Here is a 17,984-nt window from a genome sequence, read left to right as displayed (position 1 = left end):
AATGCTTGATCCGGGATCCCGCTTGCTTACTGCACCCTGCAGGTGACGGTCAAACGCCTCGATCCTAATCGACCATTTGCCATTCTCCTCCCACGTCCCTATCTCACCCTCCATGCCCATGGACCCACCGCCCGACCTTTCCTCCCTCTCGCTCGCCGAAGTCGCGCGCCTCGTGGCGGAGCGCAAACTGCCCCCGGTCGAACGCTGGAACCCCGATCATTGCGGCGACAGCGAGATGCGCATCGCCAGCGACGGCACATGGTTTCACCAGGGCTCGCCCATCGGTCGCAAGGAGATGGTGCGCCTGTTCTCCACGATTCTACGGCGCGAGGCGGATGGCAGCTATGTGCTCGTCACTCCGGTCGAAAAACTCTCGATCGAGGTCGAGGATGCGCCCTTCATCGCGGTGGAGCTTTCGAGCGAAGGTGCGGGGGAAGCGCGCCGTCTGGCCTTCCGCCTCAGCACCGGTGATCTTGTGGTGGCAGACGGAGAGCATCGTCTGGAAATTCGCGGCACGGCCGAAGAACCCCGCCCCTATCTCCAGGTGCGGAGCGGGCTGGAGGCGCTGGTCGCGCGCCCGGTCTTCTATGAACTCGCCGCCATCGCGCTTGATGAGCAGGCCAGCGCAGACTCCCCCATCGGCCTGTGGAGCGGAGGCGCTTTTTTCCCGCTGGAGCCTGCATGAGGCTGGCACACCGGTTGAAAGCCGATCTTGAGCTGGGCCATGCGCGCGAAATAACGCTGCCCACTGCCGATGCGCGCATAACGCAGCCCGTCTCGCTCGCCCCCGCCGCCGTGCTCATCGCCATCACCGACCGGCCGGACCCGGGCGTCATCCTCACCCGCCGCGCCTCACACCTGCGCAAACATGCCGGGCAGGTCGCGTTTCCCGGCGGGCGGCTCGATGAAGGAGACGCGGACGCCATTGCCGCCGCACTGCGCGAGGCGCAGGAAGAAATCGCGCTCGACCCCGCTCACGTCGAGATTGTCGGCGTGTCAGACCGCTATCACACGTTCACCGGGTTCGATATTCACCCGGTGCTCGGCGTCATCCCGCCGGATCTTCCGTTCGCCCCGCATGCGGGCGAGGTAGAGGCGCTGTTCGAGGTGCCGCTCGATTTTTTGCTCGCCCCTGCCAATCGCGTGCGAAAGGAGATAGAGTTTCAGGGAGCAGCACATCATTATTACGAAATTTTCTGGGGGGAGCATCGCATATGGGGCGTGACCGCAGCCATTGTCGCCAATCTGGCAATACGGCTGGGCTATGACGACGGCACGGCTGCCTGACGCGCCCTGGCGTCACCGCCCCGGCTTCGATGACCTCTGCGCGCGGCTGGGCGCGGCGGAGGGGGAGACCCGGCTGGTCGGCGGCGCGGTGCGTGACGGGTTGCTGGGGCTGGACGTCGCGGACATCGACCTCGCTACACGCCTGCGGCCAGACGAGGTGACGCAGCGCCTTACCGGGGCAGGCATCAAGGTCGTGCCCACCGGCATCACCCACGGCACGGTGACGGCGGTGCTCGATCATCGCCCGGTCGAGATCACCACGCTGCGCTCGGACGTGAGCACAGACGGCCGCCGCGCGACCATCGTCTATACCGACGATTGGCAGGAAGACGCGGCGCGGCGGGATTTCACGATCAATGCGCTCTACGCCGATCCCGCCACCGGCGATGTCAGTGACTATTTCGGCGGGCTGAAGGATCTGGAGGCGCGGCGCGTACGCTTCATCGGCGATCCCGCCCAGCGCATTGCTGAGGATCATCTCCGCATATTGCGCTATTTCCGCTTTCTCGCCCGGTTCGGCGCGCTGCCCCCCGATGCGGCGGCTTATGCTGCCTGCCGGGATAATGCCAACAGCCTGATGGCGCTCTCGCGAGAGCGGATTGCCGACGAGCTGCTGAAGCTGCTCGCACTGCCCGATCCATCGGCTGTGCTGCGCCTGATGATAGAGGGCGGGGTGCTCTTGCCTGTGTTGCCGGAGATCGAGGCGGCCGGTCTGGCGCGGCTGGAAGCATTGATCGCGCGACAGCAGCAGGCGGGGCTGGATATGCCCCCGGCGGCAGTGCTCCGGCTCTGCGCACTGCTTCCCCCTGATGCTGATGTGGGCGAGCAGATCGCCGCACGGCTGAAGCTCTCCAACAAGGCGAGGAAGCGCATCGTCACCGCCCTCACGCCCCCGCCCGCCCATGCCAGCGCGCAAGAGCTGGTCTATCGCGTCGGCACAGAGGCGGCGCTGGACCTCATGCTGTTGGATCGCGCTGAGGCATCAAGGAATATAGGCCCACTATCACACTGGAATCCCCCGGTTTTTCCTCTCTCGGGGAGAGACATTATCGCACTCGGCATCTCCGCCGGCCCCGATGTCGCAAAACTGCTTTCCACGTCGAAAGAGCAATGGATTGCAGAGGGATTCCCGGATGCGAACCGCGCCCGCGCCATCGCGCAGGCTCAGGTGGCGGAGTTCCTGCGCTCGCGCCAGAATTCATAGGCCTCCTCGGCACCCAGAGGCCGCGCGAAATAATAGCCCTGCCCGTAAGTGCACCCCAGATCCCGCAACGTCTTCGCGGCGGCTGAATCCTCGATCCCCTCCGCCGTCGTCTTCATCCCCAGCGTCTGCGATAGCGAGAGGATCGTGCGAACGATCGCGAGCTTGTCCTTGTCCATCAACATGTCGGTGACAAAGCTGCGGTCCATTTTCAGCACGTCGATCGGCAGGCTCTGGAGGCTGGCGAGGTTCGAGAAGCCGGTGCCGAAGTCGTCCATCGCCACCGCAATATTGGCGCGCTTCAGGGTCTCCAGCAGTTCCCGACTTTTGACCGGATCGTCGACCAGCGCGCTTTCGGTAAGCTCGATGGTCAGGCGGTTCCCTTCGATTCCGTTCAGCGCCAGCGCGTCGGCAATCATCGCCGCAATGTCGTCCCGCGCAATCTGGATCGAGGAGAGGTTGACGCTCACCTTCAGCGGCACGATTTCGCCCGCCATGAAATCCCAGTCCGCAAGCTGCCTCAGCGCTTCGTTCACCGCCCAGCGGCCAAGCTGGACAATAAGCCCGGATTCCTCCGCCACCGGAATGAAGTCGTTGGGGGAGACCGGCCCAAGATCGGGATCGTTCCAGCGCGCCAGTGCCTCAAAGCCGACAACGCTCCCGCTCGCGAGATCGACCATCGGCTGATAATTGAGGGTGAGGCCGTCACGTGTCAGCGCGTCACGCAAGCGGCTTTCCAGGAAGAAGCGCTGCCGCGCCGCGCCCAACTCGCCTGCGCGATAGACTTCGAGGCGCCCGCTTTTCTTGGCGGTGCGCGAGGCGGCTTGCGCCTGACGCACGAGCTCGTCGGGGTCGGCGTGGCCGATGGGTGCCAGCGAGCAACCGATTGCACAGTTTACCGAGATCGTCAGGTTGGAGAGGCGGATCGGCCCAGACAGCGCCGCATTCACCCGCTCTGCCAACGCGATCACATCAGAGATGCCGTTCTGCGCCACAAGGCAGAGGCCGAAGTCATTGCCGCCGATGCGCGCTATCGCTGCGTCGTCCGCAACACATGATTTGAGGCGCGCGGCAACGGACAGGATCAGTTCATCTCCCGCCATCGAGCCGAGTGCCTGGTTCACCCGGCCGAAGCGCACGAGATCGATGATGAGCACACCGAGTTGCGCCTGCGCATCGGAGGACGCGCCGGTTTCGATCATCTCCTCGATCAGTTCGCCAAAGCCGATGCGATTGGGCAGGGCGGTGAGGCTGTCGGATACCAGCTCGCGCCGGAGACTTTCCTCTACCCTGCGATCGGCTGTGCGGTCGACCATATTGAGCAGCATGCGCGGTTCGTCCGCCCCGTCGCCCTCTACCCAGCCGAGCGAGCAGTAAAACGCCTCTACGCCTATCGGGCAGAGCCGCTCGACTTCGAAGCGGCGCAGTGCCCGGCCGGACACCGCAAAGTCCATGATTTCCGCATGCAGATTGAGTATCCATGCCTGATCATCTTGGGCAGAGGCTTTCCCAGGCTCGATCAGCGCCGGGAATTTTCGTTCAAATTCCTCGTTCCACTGCTCGAAATGGGGGGCACCTTCATGGCAGGCGATGAGGGCTGCGCCATGGGGCAATGCCTTCAGGAAGGCGATGTTCGGGTCCACGCCGCCCACGCCGTGCTCGGCAGGTGCAAGGCGCGAGGGCTGAGCAAAACCTGCACCCTTCCAGACTCGTGGCGACAAACCTTCCATAACGACTTAAACGACCTATCCCGTGCCTGCTTGCGTCTGCGGCACGAATTTTTCCCGGCACAGGGAACGCGCCAAACACATGCCCTATCCGGTATTCTATAACGGCAATTCTTTTCATGCGGTTAAGAGTGCGCTAACCATGCGCAATATTCTTGCATTACTATCTCAGCTGAAACGATTATTTCTCGGAAAGCCTGTTGGCGGCATCCGCCCGGCGGCCCCGCGCGCCACGCGCCACATCGCGAGGTCCGTCTCGGTGCGGGTACGCCCCGTGTCGCCCCCCATCTGCCAGCTGAGGCCATCAGCCAGCCGGAAAGCAACCGCATCCGACAGGCCGCCATCGCGATAGCGCTGGAGCTGGACCCCCTGCCCCCGCGTCATTTCCGGCAATTCGGACAAGGGGAACACCAGTAGCTTGCGGTTCTCACCGATCACGGCAACGGTGTCGGCCTCTGGCGGGATAACGTGAACCACCGCGACCCGCGCGCCGGTTTTCAGGTTCACCACCTGCTTGCCCTTGCGGGTTTCGGCGATCAGCTCGTCCATCACCGCCACGAATCCGCGCCCGTCTGACGCCGCTAGCAGCATCTTTGCCCCCGCCTTTGCGGGCAGCAGCGCGACAATCTCCGTATCGCCATCGAGGTCGACCATCAGCCGCACCGGCTCGCCAAAGCCGCGCCCGCCGGGCAGCTTGTCCGCCCCCAATGTGTAGAACCGCCCATTGGCACAGGCGAGCAGCAGCTTGTCGGTCGTCTGCGCGTGGAAAGCGAACGCCGGGCCATCGCCTTCCTTGAACTTAGCGGTTTCTGCCGAGGCAAGATCGACATGCCCCTTCATCGCCCTTATCCAGCCGCGCTGTGAAAGAATGACGGTGATCGGTTCGCGCTCGATCATGGCTTCCAGCGGGATTTCGCGCGCGGGAGCGGCCTCCTCCACCTGCGTCCTGCGGCGGCCCAAAGGCGTCTCTGGCCCATAGCGCTTGCGCAGCTCGGCGAGGTCGCACTTCAGGCGGGTGCGCTGGCGCGCAGGGCTTTCGACCAGCTTTTCCAGCTCCTCCCGCTCCTTAAGCAGCTCCGTATGCTCGCGCCGCAGCTCCATCTCCTCCAGCTTGCGCAAGCTACGCAGCCGCATGTTGAGGATCGCTTCGGCCTGTCGATCGGTGAGGCTGAACTCGGCCATCATCACCTCTTTCGGTTCATCCTCGGTGCGGATGATTTCGATCACGCGGTCGAGGTTGAGGTAGGCGATGATATAGCCGTCCAGCAGCTCGACCCGGGCGGCGATCTTGTCCAGCCGATGCTTTGCCCGGCGCACGAGCACGTCGATCTGATGCGCCAGCCACTGGGTCAGCACATCGCGCAGGCCGAGCACGCGCGGGGTGCGGCTGGAGTCGAGCACGTTCATATTGAGCGGAAAGCGCGTTTCAAGATCGGTGAGGCGGAACAGGCTGTCCATCAACACATCGACCTCGACCGTCCGGGCACGCGGCTCCAGCACGATGCGGATCGCCTCGTCGCTCTCGTCCCTTACGTCGGCGAGAATGGGCAGCTTCTTGTCAGTGATCAGTGCGGCGATCTGCTCAATCAGCTTCGATTTCTGCACCTGATAGGGGATCTCGGTGATCACGGCGGCCCACTGGCCGCGCCCCTCGTCCTCCTGATGCCATTTCGCACGTACCCGCATGCTGCCGCGCCCGGTGGCATATGCTTCCGAGATGACGGCCGCACTGTCCACCAGCACGCCGCCGGTCGGCATGTCCGGCCCTCGCACGATCTCCATCAGCCGCGCATGCTCGGCCTGAGGCTCGTCGATGAGCAGGCTGGCGGCGTCGATAATCTCGGTCACGTTATGTGGTGGAATGCTCGTCGCCATACCGACCGCGATGCCGCTCGCGCCGTTTGCGAGCAGGTTGGGAAACAGGCCGGGGAACACCTCCGGCTCTTCCTCCTCGCCATTGTAGGTCGGGCGGAACTCGACCGTGCCCTCATCGAGCCCGGCCATCAGATCGGCCGCAGCCTGCGTCAGCCGCGCCTCAGTATAGCGCATTGCCGCCGCGTTATCGCCATCGATATTGCCGAAATTCCCCTGTCCATCGACGAGCGGCGTGCGGAGCGAGAAATCCTGCGCCAACCGCACCATCGCATCGTAAACGGATGCATCGCCATGCGGGTGATATTTGCCGATCACATCGCCCACCACGCGCGCGCATTTCTTGTAGGGCGTGGTGTTGCGGGCAGGATTGGCGATCAGCACATCGGGCGCGGCGCCCGCAGGTTCCATCCGCAACAGCCGCATCGCCCACAGCAGGCGGCGGTGCACCGGCTTCAGCCCGTCGCGCAGGTCAGGCAGCGATCGCGCCGTGATCGTCGAGAGCGCATAGACAAGATACCGCTGGGAGAGGGCTTCATCGAACGGGTGGTTGACGATGCTGTCGAACGGATCGCGGAAATCTGTGGTCATGGCGTGCGGGATTAGCAATGCCTGAGCGCCTTGGCGAGGGGGGCGGGCAATATTTGCACCCCGCCCCCCTTTGCGCTATGGGCCGATGCACCAGCCCCGGAGCCGCCGATCTTACCCACGATTCGCGTTTCCGGGGCGCATTCATTGGTTAGTTTTTCCGTGATTTCCGAGTCGACAGATGAGACATCTGCCTCGAAATCACTTAATACGAGTAGGCACCCCAAAGATGGTTCGTCGCCGCCAGATCTACGAAGGCAAGGCCAAAATCCTGTACGAAGGCCCGGAGCCGGGCACGATCATCCAGTATTTCAAGGATGACGCCACCGCCTTCAACGCCCAGAAAAAGGGCACGATCAATGGCAAGGGCGTGCTCAACAACCGCATTTCGGAGCATGTTTTCACTTTGCTCTCCAACATCGGCGTGCCTACGCACTTCATCCGCCGCCTGAACATGCGCGAACAGCTGGTGCGGCAGGTGGAGATCGTGCCGATCGAGGTGGTGGTGCGTAATGTCGCGGCCGGCTCGCTCTCTCAGCGCCTTGGGATCGAGGAAGGCACCCAGCTTCCGCGCACACTTATCGAATATTATTACAAGGATGACGCGCTCGGCGATCCGATGATCACTGAGGAGCATATCGCCTGCTTCGGCTGGGCGAGCCAGGAAGAGATGCACGACATTGCCGACATGGCGATCCGCGTGAACGATTTCATGAGCGGCCTGTTCGCCGGCATCGGCATCCGCCTCGTCGATTTCAAGCTCGAGTTCGGCCGCCTGTGGGATGGCGACTATAGCCGCATCATCCTTGCCGACGAAATCAGCCCGGACGGCTGCCGCCTGTGGGACATGGTGACCGGCGAGAAGCTGGACAAAGATCGCTTCCGCCGCGACCTCGGCGGCGAGGTGGAGGCCTATCAGGAAGTCGCGCGCCGCCTCGGCCTGCTAATGGAAGAAGGCGCTGAGGTGACGACAGTGCTCGATCTCGACAAGCACCGGAAGAAGAAGGGCAGCTGATTTTTGGGCGTTGCGGGCTTGCCCTTCCGCGCGCGCGGGCATAGGGGCTTGTCGCATATCATCGCGCCACAGCTACGGAGTCTTGCCCCATGAAAGCCCGCGTTTTCGTCACCCTCAAGAACGGCGTGCTCGATCCGCAGGGCAAGGCGATCCACCACGCGCTCGAAGGGCTGGGCTTTGGCGGCGTCAACGATGTGCGCGCAGGGAAAATGATCGAGCTGGATCTGGCGGATGGCACGTCTGACGCCGATATCGATGCAATGTGCGCCAAGCTGCTCGCCAACACCGTTATCGAGAACTACCGCATCGAAAAGCTGGGGTAAGCCCATGAAAAGCGCCGTCATCGTCTTTCCCGGTTCCAACTGCGACCGCGACATGGCCGTTGCCATCGAACAGGCCAGTGGCGTCAAGCCGGTCATGCTCTGGCACCGCGAAACGGAAATCCCGGCGGGCGTGGACCTGATCGCCGTGCCGGGGGGCTTTTCCTATGGCGACTATCTGCGCTCCGGCGCGATGGCCTCGCGCTCGCCGGTCATGGCGGCGGTAAAGGCGGCGGCGGACAGGGGCGTGATGGTGCTGGGCGTGTGCAACGGCTTCCAGGTTCTGACCGAATCGGGTCTGCTGCCGGGCGCGCTGATGCGCAACGCGGGCATTCATTTCGTCTGCCGCGATGTCGCGCTCACGGTCGACAACAGCCAGAGCGCCTTCACATCGCGCTATCAGGCGGGCGAGCAGATCAGTATTCCGGTCGCGCATCATGACGGCAATTATTTCGCCGACGCCGCCACGCTGGACAGGCTCGAGGGCGAAGGTCGCGTCGCCTTCCGCTATGCGGAGAGCGTCAATGGTTCCGCGCGCAATATCGCGGGCATCCTCAACGAAGGCGGCAATGTGCTGGGGATGATGCCCCACCCGGAGCGCGCCTGCGAGAGCGCGCACGGCAATACAGACGGCGCGCGTCTGTTCGCCGGGCTGGTCGAGGGGATGATGGCGAGCGCCTGATCGTCCGGCCTATACCCCCGCTTTGAACGGCGTGAAGTCCGTCCCTTCATCATAGATATCCAGCCCCTCGCGGCGCTTGATGAAGCCCACCACCGCATAGGTGACGGGCGTGAGCACCACTTCCCAGCCCACTTTCAGCGCCCAGTTGGTGACGAGCACCGCGCCCACCTGCTCCGCTGGCCACACGCCGAGAAAGGCGAGCGGATAGAATATCAGGCTGTCCACCCCCTGCCCGAAGATCGTCGAGCCGATGGTACGCGTCCAGAGATGCTTGCCCTTGGTCCACACCTTCATCTTTGCGAGCACATAGCTGTTGACGAACTCCCCGGCCCAGAAGGCGATGATGGACGCCGCGACAATGCGCCATGTGCTGCCGAACACCGAGTCATAGGTCGCCTGACAGATGGTGCCTGCATCGCTGGCCTTGAACACATCGGCAAACAACTCATTGTCGCTCGCCGCGCAGCTCCAGCCCGCAAAGGGCGGCATCGCCACCACGATCGCGCTCATCACCGCCATGAACAGCATGGCGCAGAAGCCCACCCACACGCACCGCCGCGCCCGCGCATAGCCATAGACTTCGGTCAGCACGTCGCCCAACACATAGCCGATCGGGAAGAACAATATGCCCGAGCCGAAGACGAACCCATCCACCACGCTCAGCTTTGCCGCGCCGATGAGGTTGGACAACAGCAATATCGTGACGAACGCCGCCAGGGCGAAATCATAATAGCGCAGCGGCCTGCCGTGCAGGCTGTTCGCCGCGACGTGGGGAAGGGATGTCTCGCTCATGGCATCTGCATATCGCCCTTTGCGCCGCCGTCAAACCACGCTATGCGCCTGTCTCATCCGCGCCCGTAGCTCAGCTGGATAGAGCACCCGCCTTCTAAGCGGGTGGTCGCAGGTTCGAATCCTGCCGGGCGCGCCATTAGTTCTTTCTCCTCCGAAATGCCCTGTAATGCCTTGAATGGCATGGATATTTCAGGGGTTCGAAAGCCTTCATTGCGGTCATATTTCAGATTGTCGTTGAACGCTAATCTGACCGCTGCGCGCTTGTCTTCCAGACGATCAGAATTCCAGAGAATCCAAGGGCTTGCGAGAAATTCCATTGAGGTTCGAAAACTCTCGTCATAGCCTCGAATGGGCGTGCCGCATTTTGCGACATTTTCCCCCAGCAGGAGCTTGCGCCGTTCGAGTTCATCAAGCCGCTGTTCCAGCGCCTTCATGACAGTCTTGTTTTCGGCATCGACGATGCGATCGACAACCTGACTGATCTTGCGCTCGATCTCGGCGATTTCCTTTGCCATCTCTTTCTTGCGCGCCTTGGCGTTGCTGGCCTGCTCGTCCCACATTTCACGGAAAACGAAGGCTGCAATATCGAACAGTTCCTGCGCGGGGGCGAGAGATTTCAGCAACTCCTCAAAAGCCGTTTCTACCTTATCGCGGGCAATCGACTTGGAATTGCTCGGACAGCCTGGCTGCCTGCACAGATAATAGGGATAGAGTTTCCCCTTCGATCCGCGCGAGTAATTCGCGGTATAGGGATGGGAGCAGTCCGAACAGCACAGGAAACCACGCAGCGCAAAGGCTTCGTTTATATCGACGCGCGTGGGCGCACGAGGCTTTCCGTACAGGCGCTCCTGAATGCGCGTGTATGTCTCGAAACTGATAAGTGGTTCATGCTGAGCTTTCCGCAAGGAGATACCCCATTTTGGAACTTCAAGATAGCCCGCATAGAGTGGCTGGGTCAGCATGATCCTGATCCGTTCGATAGTGAGCTGCCCTTTCTTGTTTTTGGGGAACAGGGGTTGCGCTTCGAGAAAGCGTTTCACTTCCGCCTGCGATTCAAAGCGACCGCTGGCGAACCCTTCAAGAGCCTCTGCAACGATAGTGGCGACCGGCTCATGGCGATACATCATCTTGCCGCCAGCAGGAGCCTTGTCGTAGCGATAGCCCTTAGGCTCGCCATATATCCAAAATCCGTTCTGGGCGCGAGCGTGCATACGGTTCTTGGTCTGCTCGGCGTTCTTCTCGCGTTGATGCTGGGCCGCACTCGCCAGAACATTCTCGACGAAATAGCTGTCCGAGTTCTCGCCGAACACAATGGATGGAGATTCTAAAATTCCGCTTGCAGCGGAAATTTCGCTACGGCACTTGCGGAAGGCTACAACATCACGGGCAAGCCGAGACAGATCGTCGATGATGACGATATGCGGGTCCGAGCGATTTTTGCGCAGGAAAGCAAGCAGGGACTTGAAGCCGGGCCGCTGCGAAGTAGCTCCGGTATAGTCTTCCTTTATGACCGTAACGACATCAAGCTGGCGGTATTTCGCATATTCACGGCAGCGAGTTTCCTGACTGCCAAGCCCGTCACCACGGACTTTTTGCTTGGGGTCAGATACTCGGCAATAGATGACGGCTTTTGTGTGCGTATGGCGGGTCATGGCGCATAATCCTTGGGTCCAATCTTATTCTTCGCGCCCCCGTCAACGGGGTCAACAGTCTCGATTTTTTCGTGAAAACCGAGACTAGCACAATCAGAATCCGAAAGGGAAGCATTTGAAAACTGCTGTTTCAGGGCAAGCTGGGTAGAATCCAGCCCCCAGGCGATGGCGACGCCCGCCCGCATGATCTTGCAGATAACCGCGAGGGTTTCTTCCGAGAGCTGGATATGCGGCACAGCCGCACGATATTTTTCTACCAAGTCAGGTGGCAAGCCTGTCATCAAAATCCATCCCCACCGCCTCAAGCGGTGCACGAAATTGCGCGATAGGATTTTGACCTAACCGGATCGTCATCGATCCACGGGGGGATTGAGCACGCCCCGCTGCATCCCGTTCATTTTATTTTTTGCCTGCCGCGTACGGCACGGCCCACTATCTTAAGTCTAGCATTACACGTGATGGTTGTGCAAATTCATGTGGTTACGTCTCACGGTGGAGGTAGCGGTAAAGCGTCGATCTGCCGACAGCGAGTTGCCGCGCGATGGCGTTCATCTTCATATCGGATTGTAGAAGTTGACGTGCTTGCGCCACTTGCGATGCGGACAAGCCCGGCTTTCGCCCGAGCTTCACACCGCGCGCTTTTGCTGCCGCTAGCCCTGCGCGGGTGCGTTCTACAATCACATTGCGCTCAAAATCCGAGAACACGGACATGAGGCGGAAGATGATTTCACCCACGTTCGATGATGTGTCGATGCCTTCGCTGATGGAAATCAGATTGACGCCGCGCTCGCGCAGCTCATCGGCAATATCGACCAGATGCCGGAAGTTGCGGCCCAAGCGATCCAGTCGCCAGACGACGAGTTGATCGTTTGCGTTCAGTGAGGCAAGCGCATCGTCAAGCCCCGCGCGCCTGCGTGACTTTCCACTGAGCTTGTCGGTAAAGATTTTCGCGCATCCGGCATGACGGAGCGCATCGAGTTGTAGGTTCAATGACTGGTCATCGGTTGACACACGCGCATAGCCGATACGCACGGTTTCCATTCCGCCACCGATGCGACTTTCGGCGGCTGTATCAAAATCGGTGGTTTAAGGGACCGAACCCTATCCACGCGACGAGACGCACGAAAAAGGCCGGATAGTTGAGAAACACCCTATCACCGAACCACGATGAACGGAAGCTGACGAGAGTCCCGATGACGACCGTTAACGGGACACGAATACATGGTTCTGCGGTTTGTCGGTCTTGCTGTTTCTGCGCTGATTTTATTCCCTCTGTCAGCTTTCGCACTTGAGCCGGGGCACTGCGGCCCAGCCGCCGCAATACAGGCGGCACTCAAGGCCGAAGGTCAGGTTCCGGTTGTGATCGGCAACCGTGTAACGACGCGCAAGGATCGTCCCGTCAACATCTTTACCGCGAACAGCAGCGGCATTGGCTATAGCCTCGAAGGCGATGCGCCACAGGGCCAGAAATCAACAACCGTATGCGTCAAGGCGCGCTATTCCGGTTTGAGATTGAACGACATCAATTCAGCGCAAGTGCCTGCATGGGCATTGATCGGCAACGATACCAAGGCAGCGAATGATAATTGCAAGGCAACGCACGCTGGTCTGTGCGAGAGTTATGACGACTATGTGAAGCGCGCAACAGCGGGCGGAATGCGCGTCATGCTGATGGCGCGATCAGAAATCGCGCAGCCGGATGGCTCTATGCGGCTTGGACGCTGGCTCACCATATTGACCAAACCCGTTCGGAAAATTGCCGACATCACCGCCACAAACAGTGTCGGTGCAAGCGAAAGCGTTGGTGGTCTGGAAGATGTGCACTACACGCAGTTTGCCGCGCAATTCATAATGTCACCGAATTAGCCGAACATATTATCGGCACTGACCTGCACGACCTGGGCTGGCGGGAGAGATGGCGATACCGAAGGCTGTGGGGCCGGTTTCGGTACGCCGTTAGCGGCTAAGCGATAGGAATCGGACATTGGCGGAGCAATACCAACACTCGGATCGTCAGCGAGTGTGGATGCAAAGGATGTGGCGTTCTCACGCTGCCCGCCATCCCAAGTTGCGTCATTCCGACCAGACAGCTCGGCGGATTGCGAGTGTCGCAACCCCTGAATCTCTGCCTGAACTTCAGTCCCGCGTTTCACTTCGCGGTCGTTGTTCAGACGGTCGAACTCGGCTCGCTCTTCTTTGGTCAATGTGCCTTTGGCTTGCCTATCCATCAGTTCATAGAAGCGTTGCATCTTGCCGCCCGTGCGCCGCACTTCCTCGCGGCTCTGGCCTGTTTCGGCCATCATCGCCTCTTCCCACGCCGCGATATTCGCATCGTCGGCGAACCAGTGCATCATCTTCTTCCAGTCTTCACCGGAAAGCGTCTGCCCTGCGTAGGTATGAGAGGATGCCAGCCATTCCGCTTCATGCTGGCGTTCAAGCTCCTGTTGAGCCATTGCCTGCCTTATGTCGGCGATAAATTCTTCGCGCTCTTTCTCGTCTTTTTCGGATCGCGCCTGTGGTGACATTGCATTGACAGCAGGCGCGAGGATCATATCGCCCGCAAGCAGGCGCTCCTGTTCGGCGCGCTCAAGGATCGCAGCCTTCACTTCTTCCGGCATATCAGGTGGAAAAGAAGCATGTCCGAAAATGGCGCCGAGCGTATGCACGCTCGGATCGACTTGCGCCTCGGCGTCAGGTTTGGTGTCTCGTCGCAAGTCGATTGTAGTGTTGATGTCGTCCTCTGGACCCGTCATGCCCCTATTATCCAAGATTATGGTTAATAAGAGCTGAAAATGGCGAAATTGCGCGGTTTATGCTATCGAACATACCCATGTATGGCGGCTGAAATCGGCAGCGGAAACGCCAATGGATCAATAGAAAGGCCTATCCCCCCTGATGCCCCAAGCGGTGACCGCATGAATGCTCCGAAAGGAGTATTATTATGGCCATGCACCAACCGCGCATACAGCGCACTCTCATCGCCTACATCAAGCGCGGAGCCCCGGAGGAATGGGCTGTGCAGCGCGTCGAGTTGCGGCGGGCATTTACGGAGCTAATGGCATGCATACCCAGCCATGCCGCCCGCCGCAATTTCGGGCGCATCTATGCACAGCATAAAGCTGTGATGGTCGTCAAAACGGCGCGCTATATTTCAAAGAATAGATGAAGCAACGTTCGCAGATATAATGAGCCGCCGGAATTCTCCGGCGGCTCACTTGACTAACTTTAATCGCGGTCACCCAACAATGATGGGCCTGTCATCAATCTTGTAGGCGGCGTCCCAGAGCTGCAAACGCAGCAAGTGCGACCCAGGACTATTACGTTCCGGCATCCGATCAGCAAAGACCCGGATGTCTGTCGTCCATGAGAAGCTCAGTTCATAGCCATAGGCCTCCTCGACGACATCGTCATGAATGTAGATCGCCACTCGCTTTTCATTCAGTATCCTTCCACCATCATCCTTGAAATTCTGAATGCGACTGTCCTGAAAAATGAACCCGCCCATCCGGGTCATGCAATCCTCAACGAAACGCTTGGCAAGAGCCTGCTTGAACGCCGGAGAAAGCAACACCGACGCAGGCAACAGTATAATATCGTCCATCGCATTAACCTTTGCGATGAAGGAAAGCTACGCAGCAGAACGGTCAGATTAGGCCCATTGACCGACTGGTCTCCTCCGGGGCCAGCCTTTTCGAAGTATCAATTATTTCTGTGAGGTTTGGTGGAGGCGGACTGTGAGTCCTGTGAGGCTGCAAAAAGTTTGCATAATCAAAAATAGTTATGATACAACATCTCATTGCCAAATAAACAAAACATAAGAGCACACATGATAAATGAGTATGTCGTAACGGTGGAAGCCGATCCAAATCTACGGTTTGAAGATAAATATGGAAGAGGAAGCTATGTCAGAGAAACTTGGCGGCTAAATGGGATAATCCATCGCCAACATGGGCCAGCGGTAACTATTTTCCATCCTATTACTAATCGTCCTATACAAGAGGAATATTTCAAAGACGGCAAGCGTCATAGATACACAGGTCCCGCCATTATAACGAGAGATCATGATACAGGGAAAATTGTCATGGCGCAATTCTTTGAGTTAGGACAACCGGCGACACGTCAACGGCCGCTGACCCTTGGCGGCGCTTGAATAGCAACCTCTTCCACAGCGGACCATTTGTGACTATGCGCGGAGCATGGCCGATTTGGACTATGACGAAAACGACCATTTTTTGGATGACGCGAATTTCGTGTTTGAAGACGAAAGCAGGCGCAAACTTCTCGCCGACAAGATGCGAGCCCTAGCGGGCCGTGGGCGGAAAAGAGAAAGGGCTTTCTCTGAAATTGAACCATTCATTGATGACTTTTACATCAATCATGATCGTGACCCATACAAAAAAGGGAATGAGCTGCTTTCAGAGATCATCAGAGATTTGCAGCACAAAGACACAAAATGGCCAATAGCTCCTTTTTTGGCTTGGTTGTCTGTATATCATTCAAATGAAGCGGCTGCTTTTTATAAAGAGTGTGGATTAGCAGATACTCTGATTGCCGATTATCGGGCATATGTCGGTAATCCGGGGGAGCGAGCCAGAGAGCGAAAGCTGGAACAGTTGGAGAGAAATGGCGCTAGGCAATTTGCAAAAAAAGTAAAAATAAGCAACGAAATATCTAAATTAAAATCTAACGAAAAGAACAATAGAGATTTAAAAATTTCCAGAGATTCGGATGTTATTATTGGTAATAAGGCTTATGTTCGAGATTTGCTAAATGTAGTCAACGCCATAGCACGAGATTCAGGAATGAGTCGTGACGATCTTGTTAAAGAAATTGATTCAAGTTTGCGCAGGGGCGGATTTGGCGGGCTGAAAGTTCGCTCGCAGAATTCTCTATGGGGCAAGCCAAACCGTTGGCTAAAGAAAAAATCAAATCAGTCGGAACTATCTGTAAATAGGTCTAGCATACAATTTATTCGCGGGTCTCTGCTATGGCTGGCTGAAAATCATCCCGTAAAATTACAATCGTATTGCCAAGGAAAAGCACTCATGATTGGAATGAATCAGCCCCAAGAGATCGCGCCTAATCGCTTCCGTAGGCGCCGACCATTTTAATCCATCTCATCCCAATTCACTCGCTTGAGGATTGCAGCCTGATTGTCGAGGAAGACGAGTTGACGGGAGGTTGATCTGTCCAGCAGACGCGCGATTTCATCGGGGTTCAGCAGCGGCGTGCGGTGGATGGATTCTGTTTTCGTCTGGCTTTCACTGTTGCCGGATGATGCGCTATCGCCACGCTGGATGCTCTCGCCGCCGGATTGCCCATCCTGAATTGATGCCGAAACATTCTGCCCCGTGCCGCTGGCGTTCGAGCGTGCCATGTACGGAATCAGGCCGCTCCCTGCGTCCCTCGCGGCGATCTGCGACAGGTCCGGCATTTCGGAATAGCCTTCGCTCTTGCCTGTCGAGCGCGACCAGCCGGAAGTTTCCGTTTTGCCCTGGCTCTTGCTTACCTGCGTCGATGACGAGGATGATTGCCCCTTCGTCTCGCGGATAAGCTCAATCTGCCCCAGCCGCTTGGAAATCCATTCCAGCGTCGTCATGTCCGAATTGGCGAAGAATTGCAGAATACCAGCGTTGGCGAGGAACGTCTGCCATGAAAAGCGGAAGTGCTGCTGCAACTGGCCCAAATCCTGAAGCACGGCCCAGAGCTTCACGCCGAACCCCGCCATCAGGCCCGCAGCCTTCTCGATACTCTCCATGCGGCCCAATGCCGCGAACTCATCGAGGAAGAACAACACCGGATGCCCACAGGCGGGCTTTTCCAATCCCTGCTCCTCCATTTTATACAGAGACAATCCAAGCATCAGACGAAGCAGCCGCGCATGGGTCGGCAGGAACCGCGCAGGCAGGCAGACATAAAGCGACATACCCTTTGGCGCGGTTTTGAGGAGATCGATGTCAAGCACGTTATCGCCGTCACCTTCGAGGCAGCGCCGCATCCATGATGATGACAGGAAAGCTGTATTGCGCCGCGCGGTGGACAAAACGCTGCCGCGCTCATTCTCGCCCATGTCGAGGATCGAGTGAGCCGCACCCCGGATTACATCGCGCACGGCATCGTTCCTTGCGATGCTGGACGACATCGACCGCCACAGCGCATCGAACGGACTGAACTTTCTGGCTTTGTCGCCTTTCGTCGCTTCTTCCGCATTCAGCATATCGGCATAATCAGGATCGCCGATAGTGAGGAGCTGGCGCACTCTGACAAGGGAGCGTGCCGTGCCGATTTCTGTTGTGGCGACATGAAGGATCAGGGCTTCGATGATGCCCCGTGCGCTTTCGGTCCAGTGGACATCCTTGTCGCTACCGGAAATCATCAGAGCATCACCGATGGCGGCAGCATAATCGAGCGCATCGTCATCATCGCCGTCAATGAGGGTGAGCGGGTTGAACGAGACGCGACATTCATCAGGAACATTCGCAACTCGCTTGGGGTCAAGCACGGCAACGATATGCCCCCTACGCTCTGCGCGTTTGGTTGCGGTGAGTGTCGCATTCTCGCCCTTGGGATCGAGGAAGAAGGCGCTGCCCGGCCAGCGCAGGGCATTGGGTATAAGAACCGACCTGCCTTTCCCGGCCCGGCTTCCTGCTATCGTGACAATATGCCTGTCATCGGCATAGCCGATATCGCGTCCGCCATCGTCATGGCCGAGCCATATCGCGCCCTCGCGCCATACGGGGAGATCGGTGCGCCAGCTTGCGGTGCCGAGCTGGTCATGGCGCGAAGGATAGTTCGGACGACCACGCGGAAAATCATCGAACAGGGACATAGGCAGATTCCAGACAAGG

At 58.9% G+C, this 17,984-nt stretch carries 18 protein-coding genes, 1 tRNA gene and 1 pseudogene; 11 read left to right on the top strand and 9 right to left on the bottom strand.

The features are described from left to right. Nucleotides 1-112: 112 nt before the first annotated feature. The 3 genes from OOT33_RS00160 to OOT33_RS00150 are packed head-to-tail and all read left to right on the top strand — an operon-like array spanning nt 113 to nt 2,491. Nucleotides 113-685: a DUF1285 domain-containing protein gene (locus tag OOT33_RS00160; RefSeq protein WP_307747943.1), complete on the top strand. Its 573-nt coding sequence runs from the start codon at nt 113-115 to the stop codon at nt 683-685. Next, nucleotides 682-1,287 (top strand): CoA pyrophosphatase, encoded by a 606-nt coding sequence (locus OOT33_RS00155; protein ID WP_307747942.1) that lies wholly within the window; start codon nt 682-684, stop codon nt 1,285-1,287. Before OOT33_RS00160 ends, OOT33_RS00155 begins: the two co-directional genes overlap by 4 nt. Continuing rightward, on the top strand, nt 1,265-2,491 hold the full coding sequence (locus OOT33_RS00150; protein WP_307747941.1) for a CCA tRNA nucleotidyltransferase: 1,227 nt from the start codon (nt 1,265-1,267) through the stop codon (nt 2,489-2,491). Before OOT33_RS00155 ends, OOT33_RS00150 begins: the two co-directional genes overlap by 23 nt. Here the strand turns inward: OOT33_RS00150 and OOT33_RS00145 are convergent. Continuing rightward, nucleotides 2,452-4,218, bottom strand: a complete 1,767-nt coding sequence (locus tag OOT33_RS00145) for a putative bifunctional diguanylate cyclase/phosphodiesterase (protein WP_373690467.1) — start codon at nt 4,216-4,218, stop codon at nt 2,452-2,454. The genes OOT33_RS00150 and OOT33_RS00145 overlap by 40 nt on opposite strands. A 165-nt stretch (nt 4,219-4,383) precedes the next feature. Next, nucleotides 4,384-6,678: a DNA topoisomerase IV subunit A gene (parC, locus tag OOT33_RS00140; RefSeq protein ID WP_307747939.1), complete on the bottom strand. Its 2,295-nt coding sequence runs from the start codon at nt 6,676-6,678 to the stop codon at nt 4,384-4,386. Between the two features lie 226 nt (nt 6,679-6,904). Here parC and purC point away from each other — a divergent pair, with 226 nt between their 5' ends. From purC to purQ, 3 genes are all read left to right on the top strand, one after another. After that, a complete protein-coding gene (purC, locus tag OOT33_RS00135; protein WP_307747938.1) occupies nt 6,905-7,690 on the top strand; it encodes a phosphoribosylaminoimidazolesuccinocarboxamide synthase in 786 nt (261 codons plus the stop codon). An 89-nt stretch (nt 7,691-7,779) separates the two neighbouring features. Beyond that, entirely contained in the window at nt 7,780-8,013 is a 234-nt protein-coding gene (gene purS, locus OOT33_RS00130) for a phosphoribosylformylglycinamidine synthase subunit PurS (protein ID WP_307747937.1), read from the top strand. A 4-nt stretch (nt 8,014-8,017) separates the two neighbouring features. Continuing rightward, the gene (purQ, locus tag OOT33_RS00125) at nt 8,018-8,692 is read left to right on the top strand and encodes a phosphoribosylformylglycinamidine synthase subunit PurQ (RefSeq protein WP_307747936.1); all 675 of its coding nucleotides are present in this window, start codon (nt 8,018-8,020) and stop codon (nt 8,690-8,692) included. Nucleotides 8,693-8,701: 9 nt separating this feature from the next. On the opposite strand, the gene OOT33_RS00120 is transcribed toward purQ, so the two are convergent. Continuing rightward, nucleotides 8,702-9,484 (bottom strand): queuosine precursor transporter, encoded by a 783-nt coding sequence (locus OOT33_RS00120; protein WP_307747935.1) that lies wholly within the window; start codon nt 9,482-9,484, stop codon nt 8,702-8,704. 59 nt (nt 9,485-9,543) lie between these two features. Between OOT33_RS00120 and OOT33_RS00115 the strand changes: the two genes are divergently transcribed. Then, nucleotides 9,544-9,620, top strand: a tRNA-Arg gene (locus OOT33_RS00115). Between the two features lie 541 nt (nt 9,621-10,161). On the opposite strand, the pseudogene OOT33_RS17825 reads toward OOT33_RS00115, so the two are convergent. The 3 genes and pseudogenes from OOT33_RS17825 to OOT33_RS00100 all read right to left on the bottom strand — a co-directional run. Next, a pseudogene (locus OOT33_RS17825) lies at nt 10,162-11,136 on the bottom strand (recombinase family protein); the annotation flags it as partial. Then, nucleotides 11,133-11,417: a hypothetical protein gene (locus OOT33_RS00105; RefSeq protein WP_307747933.1), complete on the bottom strand. Its 285-nt coding sequence runs from the start codon at nt 11,415-11,417 to the stop codon at nt 11,133-11,135. The gene OOT33_RS00105 and the pseudogene OOT33_RS17825, both read right to left, overlap by 4 nt. 199 nt (nt 11,418-11,616) lie before the next feature. Further along, nucleotides 11,617-12,177 carry a recombinase family protein gene (locus tag OOT33_RS00100; RefSeq protein WP_307747932.1) on the bottom strand — a complete coding sequence of 187 codons (561 nt, stop codon included), beginning with the start codon at nt 12,175-12,177 and terminating at the stop codon, nt 11,617-11,619. Nucleotides 12,178-12,357: 180 nt separating this feature from the next. Here OOT33_RS00100 and OOT33_RS00095 point away from each other — a divergent pair, with 180 nt between their 5' ends. Further along, the gene (locus OOT33_RS00095) at nt 12,358-13,002 is read left to right on the top strand and encodes a hypothetical protein (protein WP_307747931.1); all 645 of its coding nucleotides are present in this window, start codon (nt 12,358-12,360) and stop codon (nt 13,000-13,002) included. Here OOT33_RS00095 and OOT33_RS00090 read toward each other — a convergent pair. Next, nucleotides 12,999-13,889, bottom strand: a complete 891-nt coding sequence (locus OOT33_RS00090; protein ID WP_307747930.1) for a hypothetical protein — start codon at nt 13,887-13,889, stop codon at nt 12,999-13,001. The genes OOT33_RS00095 and OOT33_RS00090 overlap by 4 nt on opposite strands. Nucleotides 13,890-14,077: 188 nt before the next feature. Between OOT33_RS00090 and OOT33_RS00085 the strand changes: the two genes are divergently transcribed. After that, nucleotides 14,078-14,302, top strand: a complete 225-nt coding sequence (locus OOT33_RS00085) for a hypothetical protein (protein ID WP_307747929.1) — start codon at nt 14,078-14,080, stop codon at nt 14,300-14,302. A 69-nt stretch (nt 14,303-14,371) separates the two neighbouring features. Here OOT33_RS00085 and OOT33_RS00080 read toward each other — a convergent pair whose 3' ends face one another. Then, entirely contained in the window at nt 14,372-14,737 is a 366-nt protein-coding gene (locus tag OOT33_RS00080; protein WP_307747928.1) for a hypothetical protein, read from the bottom strand. Between the two features lie 225 nt (nt 14,738-14,962). Between OOT33_RS00080 and OOT33_RS00075 the strand changes: the two genes are divergently transcribed. Continuing rightward, complete coding sequence (locus OOT33_RS00075; RefSeq protein WP_307747927.1) at nt 14,963-15,286, top strand: hypothetical protein; 324 nt, start codon at nt 14,963-14,965, stop codon at nt 15,284-15,286. 46 nt (nt 15,287-15,332) lie between these two features. Further along, a complete protein-coding gene (locus OOT33_RS00070) occupies nt 15,333-16,247 on the top strand; it encodes a hypothetical protein (protein ID WP_307747926.1) in 915 nt (304 codons plus the stop codon). Here OOT33_RS00070 and OOT33_RS00065 read toward each other — a convergent pair. Further along, entirely contained in the window at nt 16,244-17,965 is a 1,722-nt protein-coding gene (locus OOT33_RS00065) for a type IV secretory system conjugative DNA transfer family protein (protein WP_307747925.1), read from the bottom strand. The two genes, OOT33_RS00070 and OOT33_RS00065, sit on opposite strands and share 4 nt — an antisense overlap. Nucleotides 17,966-17,984 lie beyond the last annotated feature (19 nt).

Origin of the sequence: Sphingobium sp. DEHP117, assembly GCF_030867385.1 — a bacterium.
Lineage (GTDB): Bacteria > Pseudomonadota > Alphaproteobacteria > Sphingomonadales > Sphingomonadaceae > Sphingobium.
The sequence above is the reverse complement of the archived record's forward strand: the minus strand, read 5'-3'. Positions and strand labels throughout refer to the sequence as shown.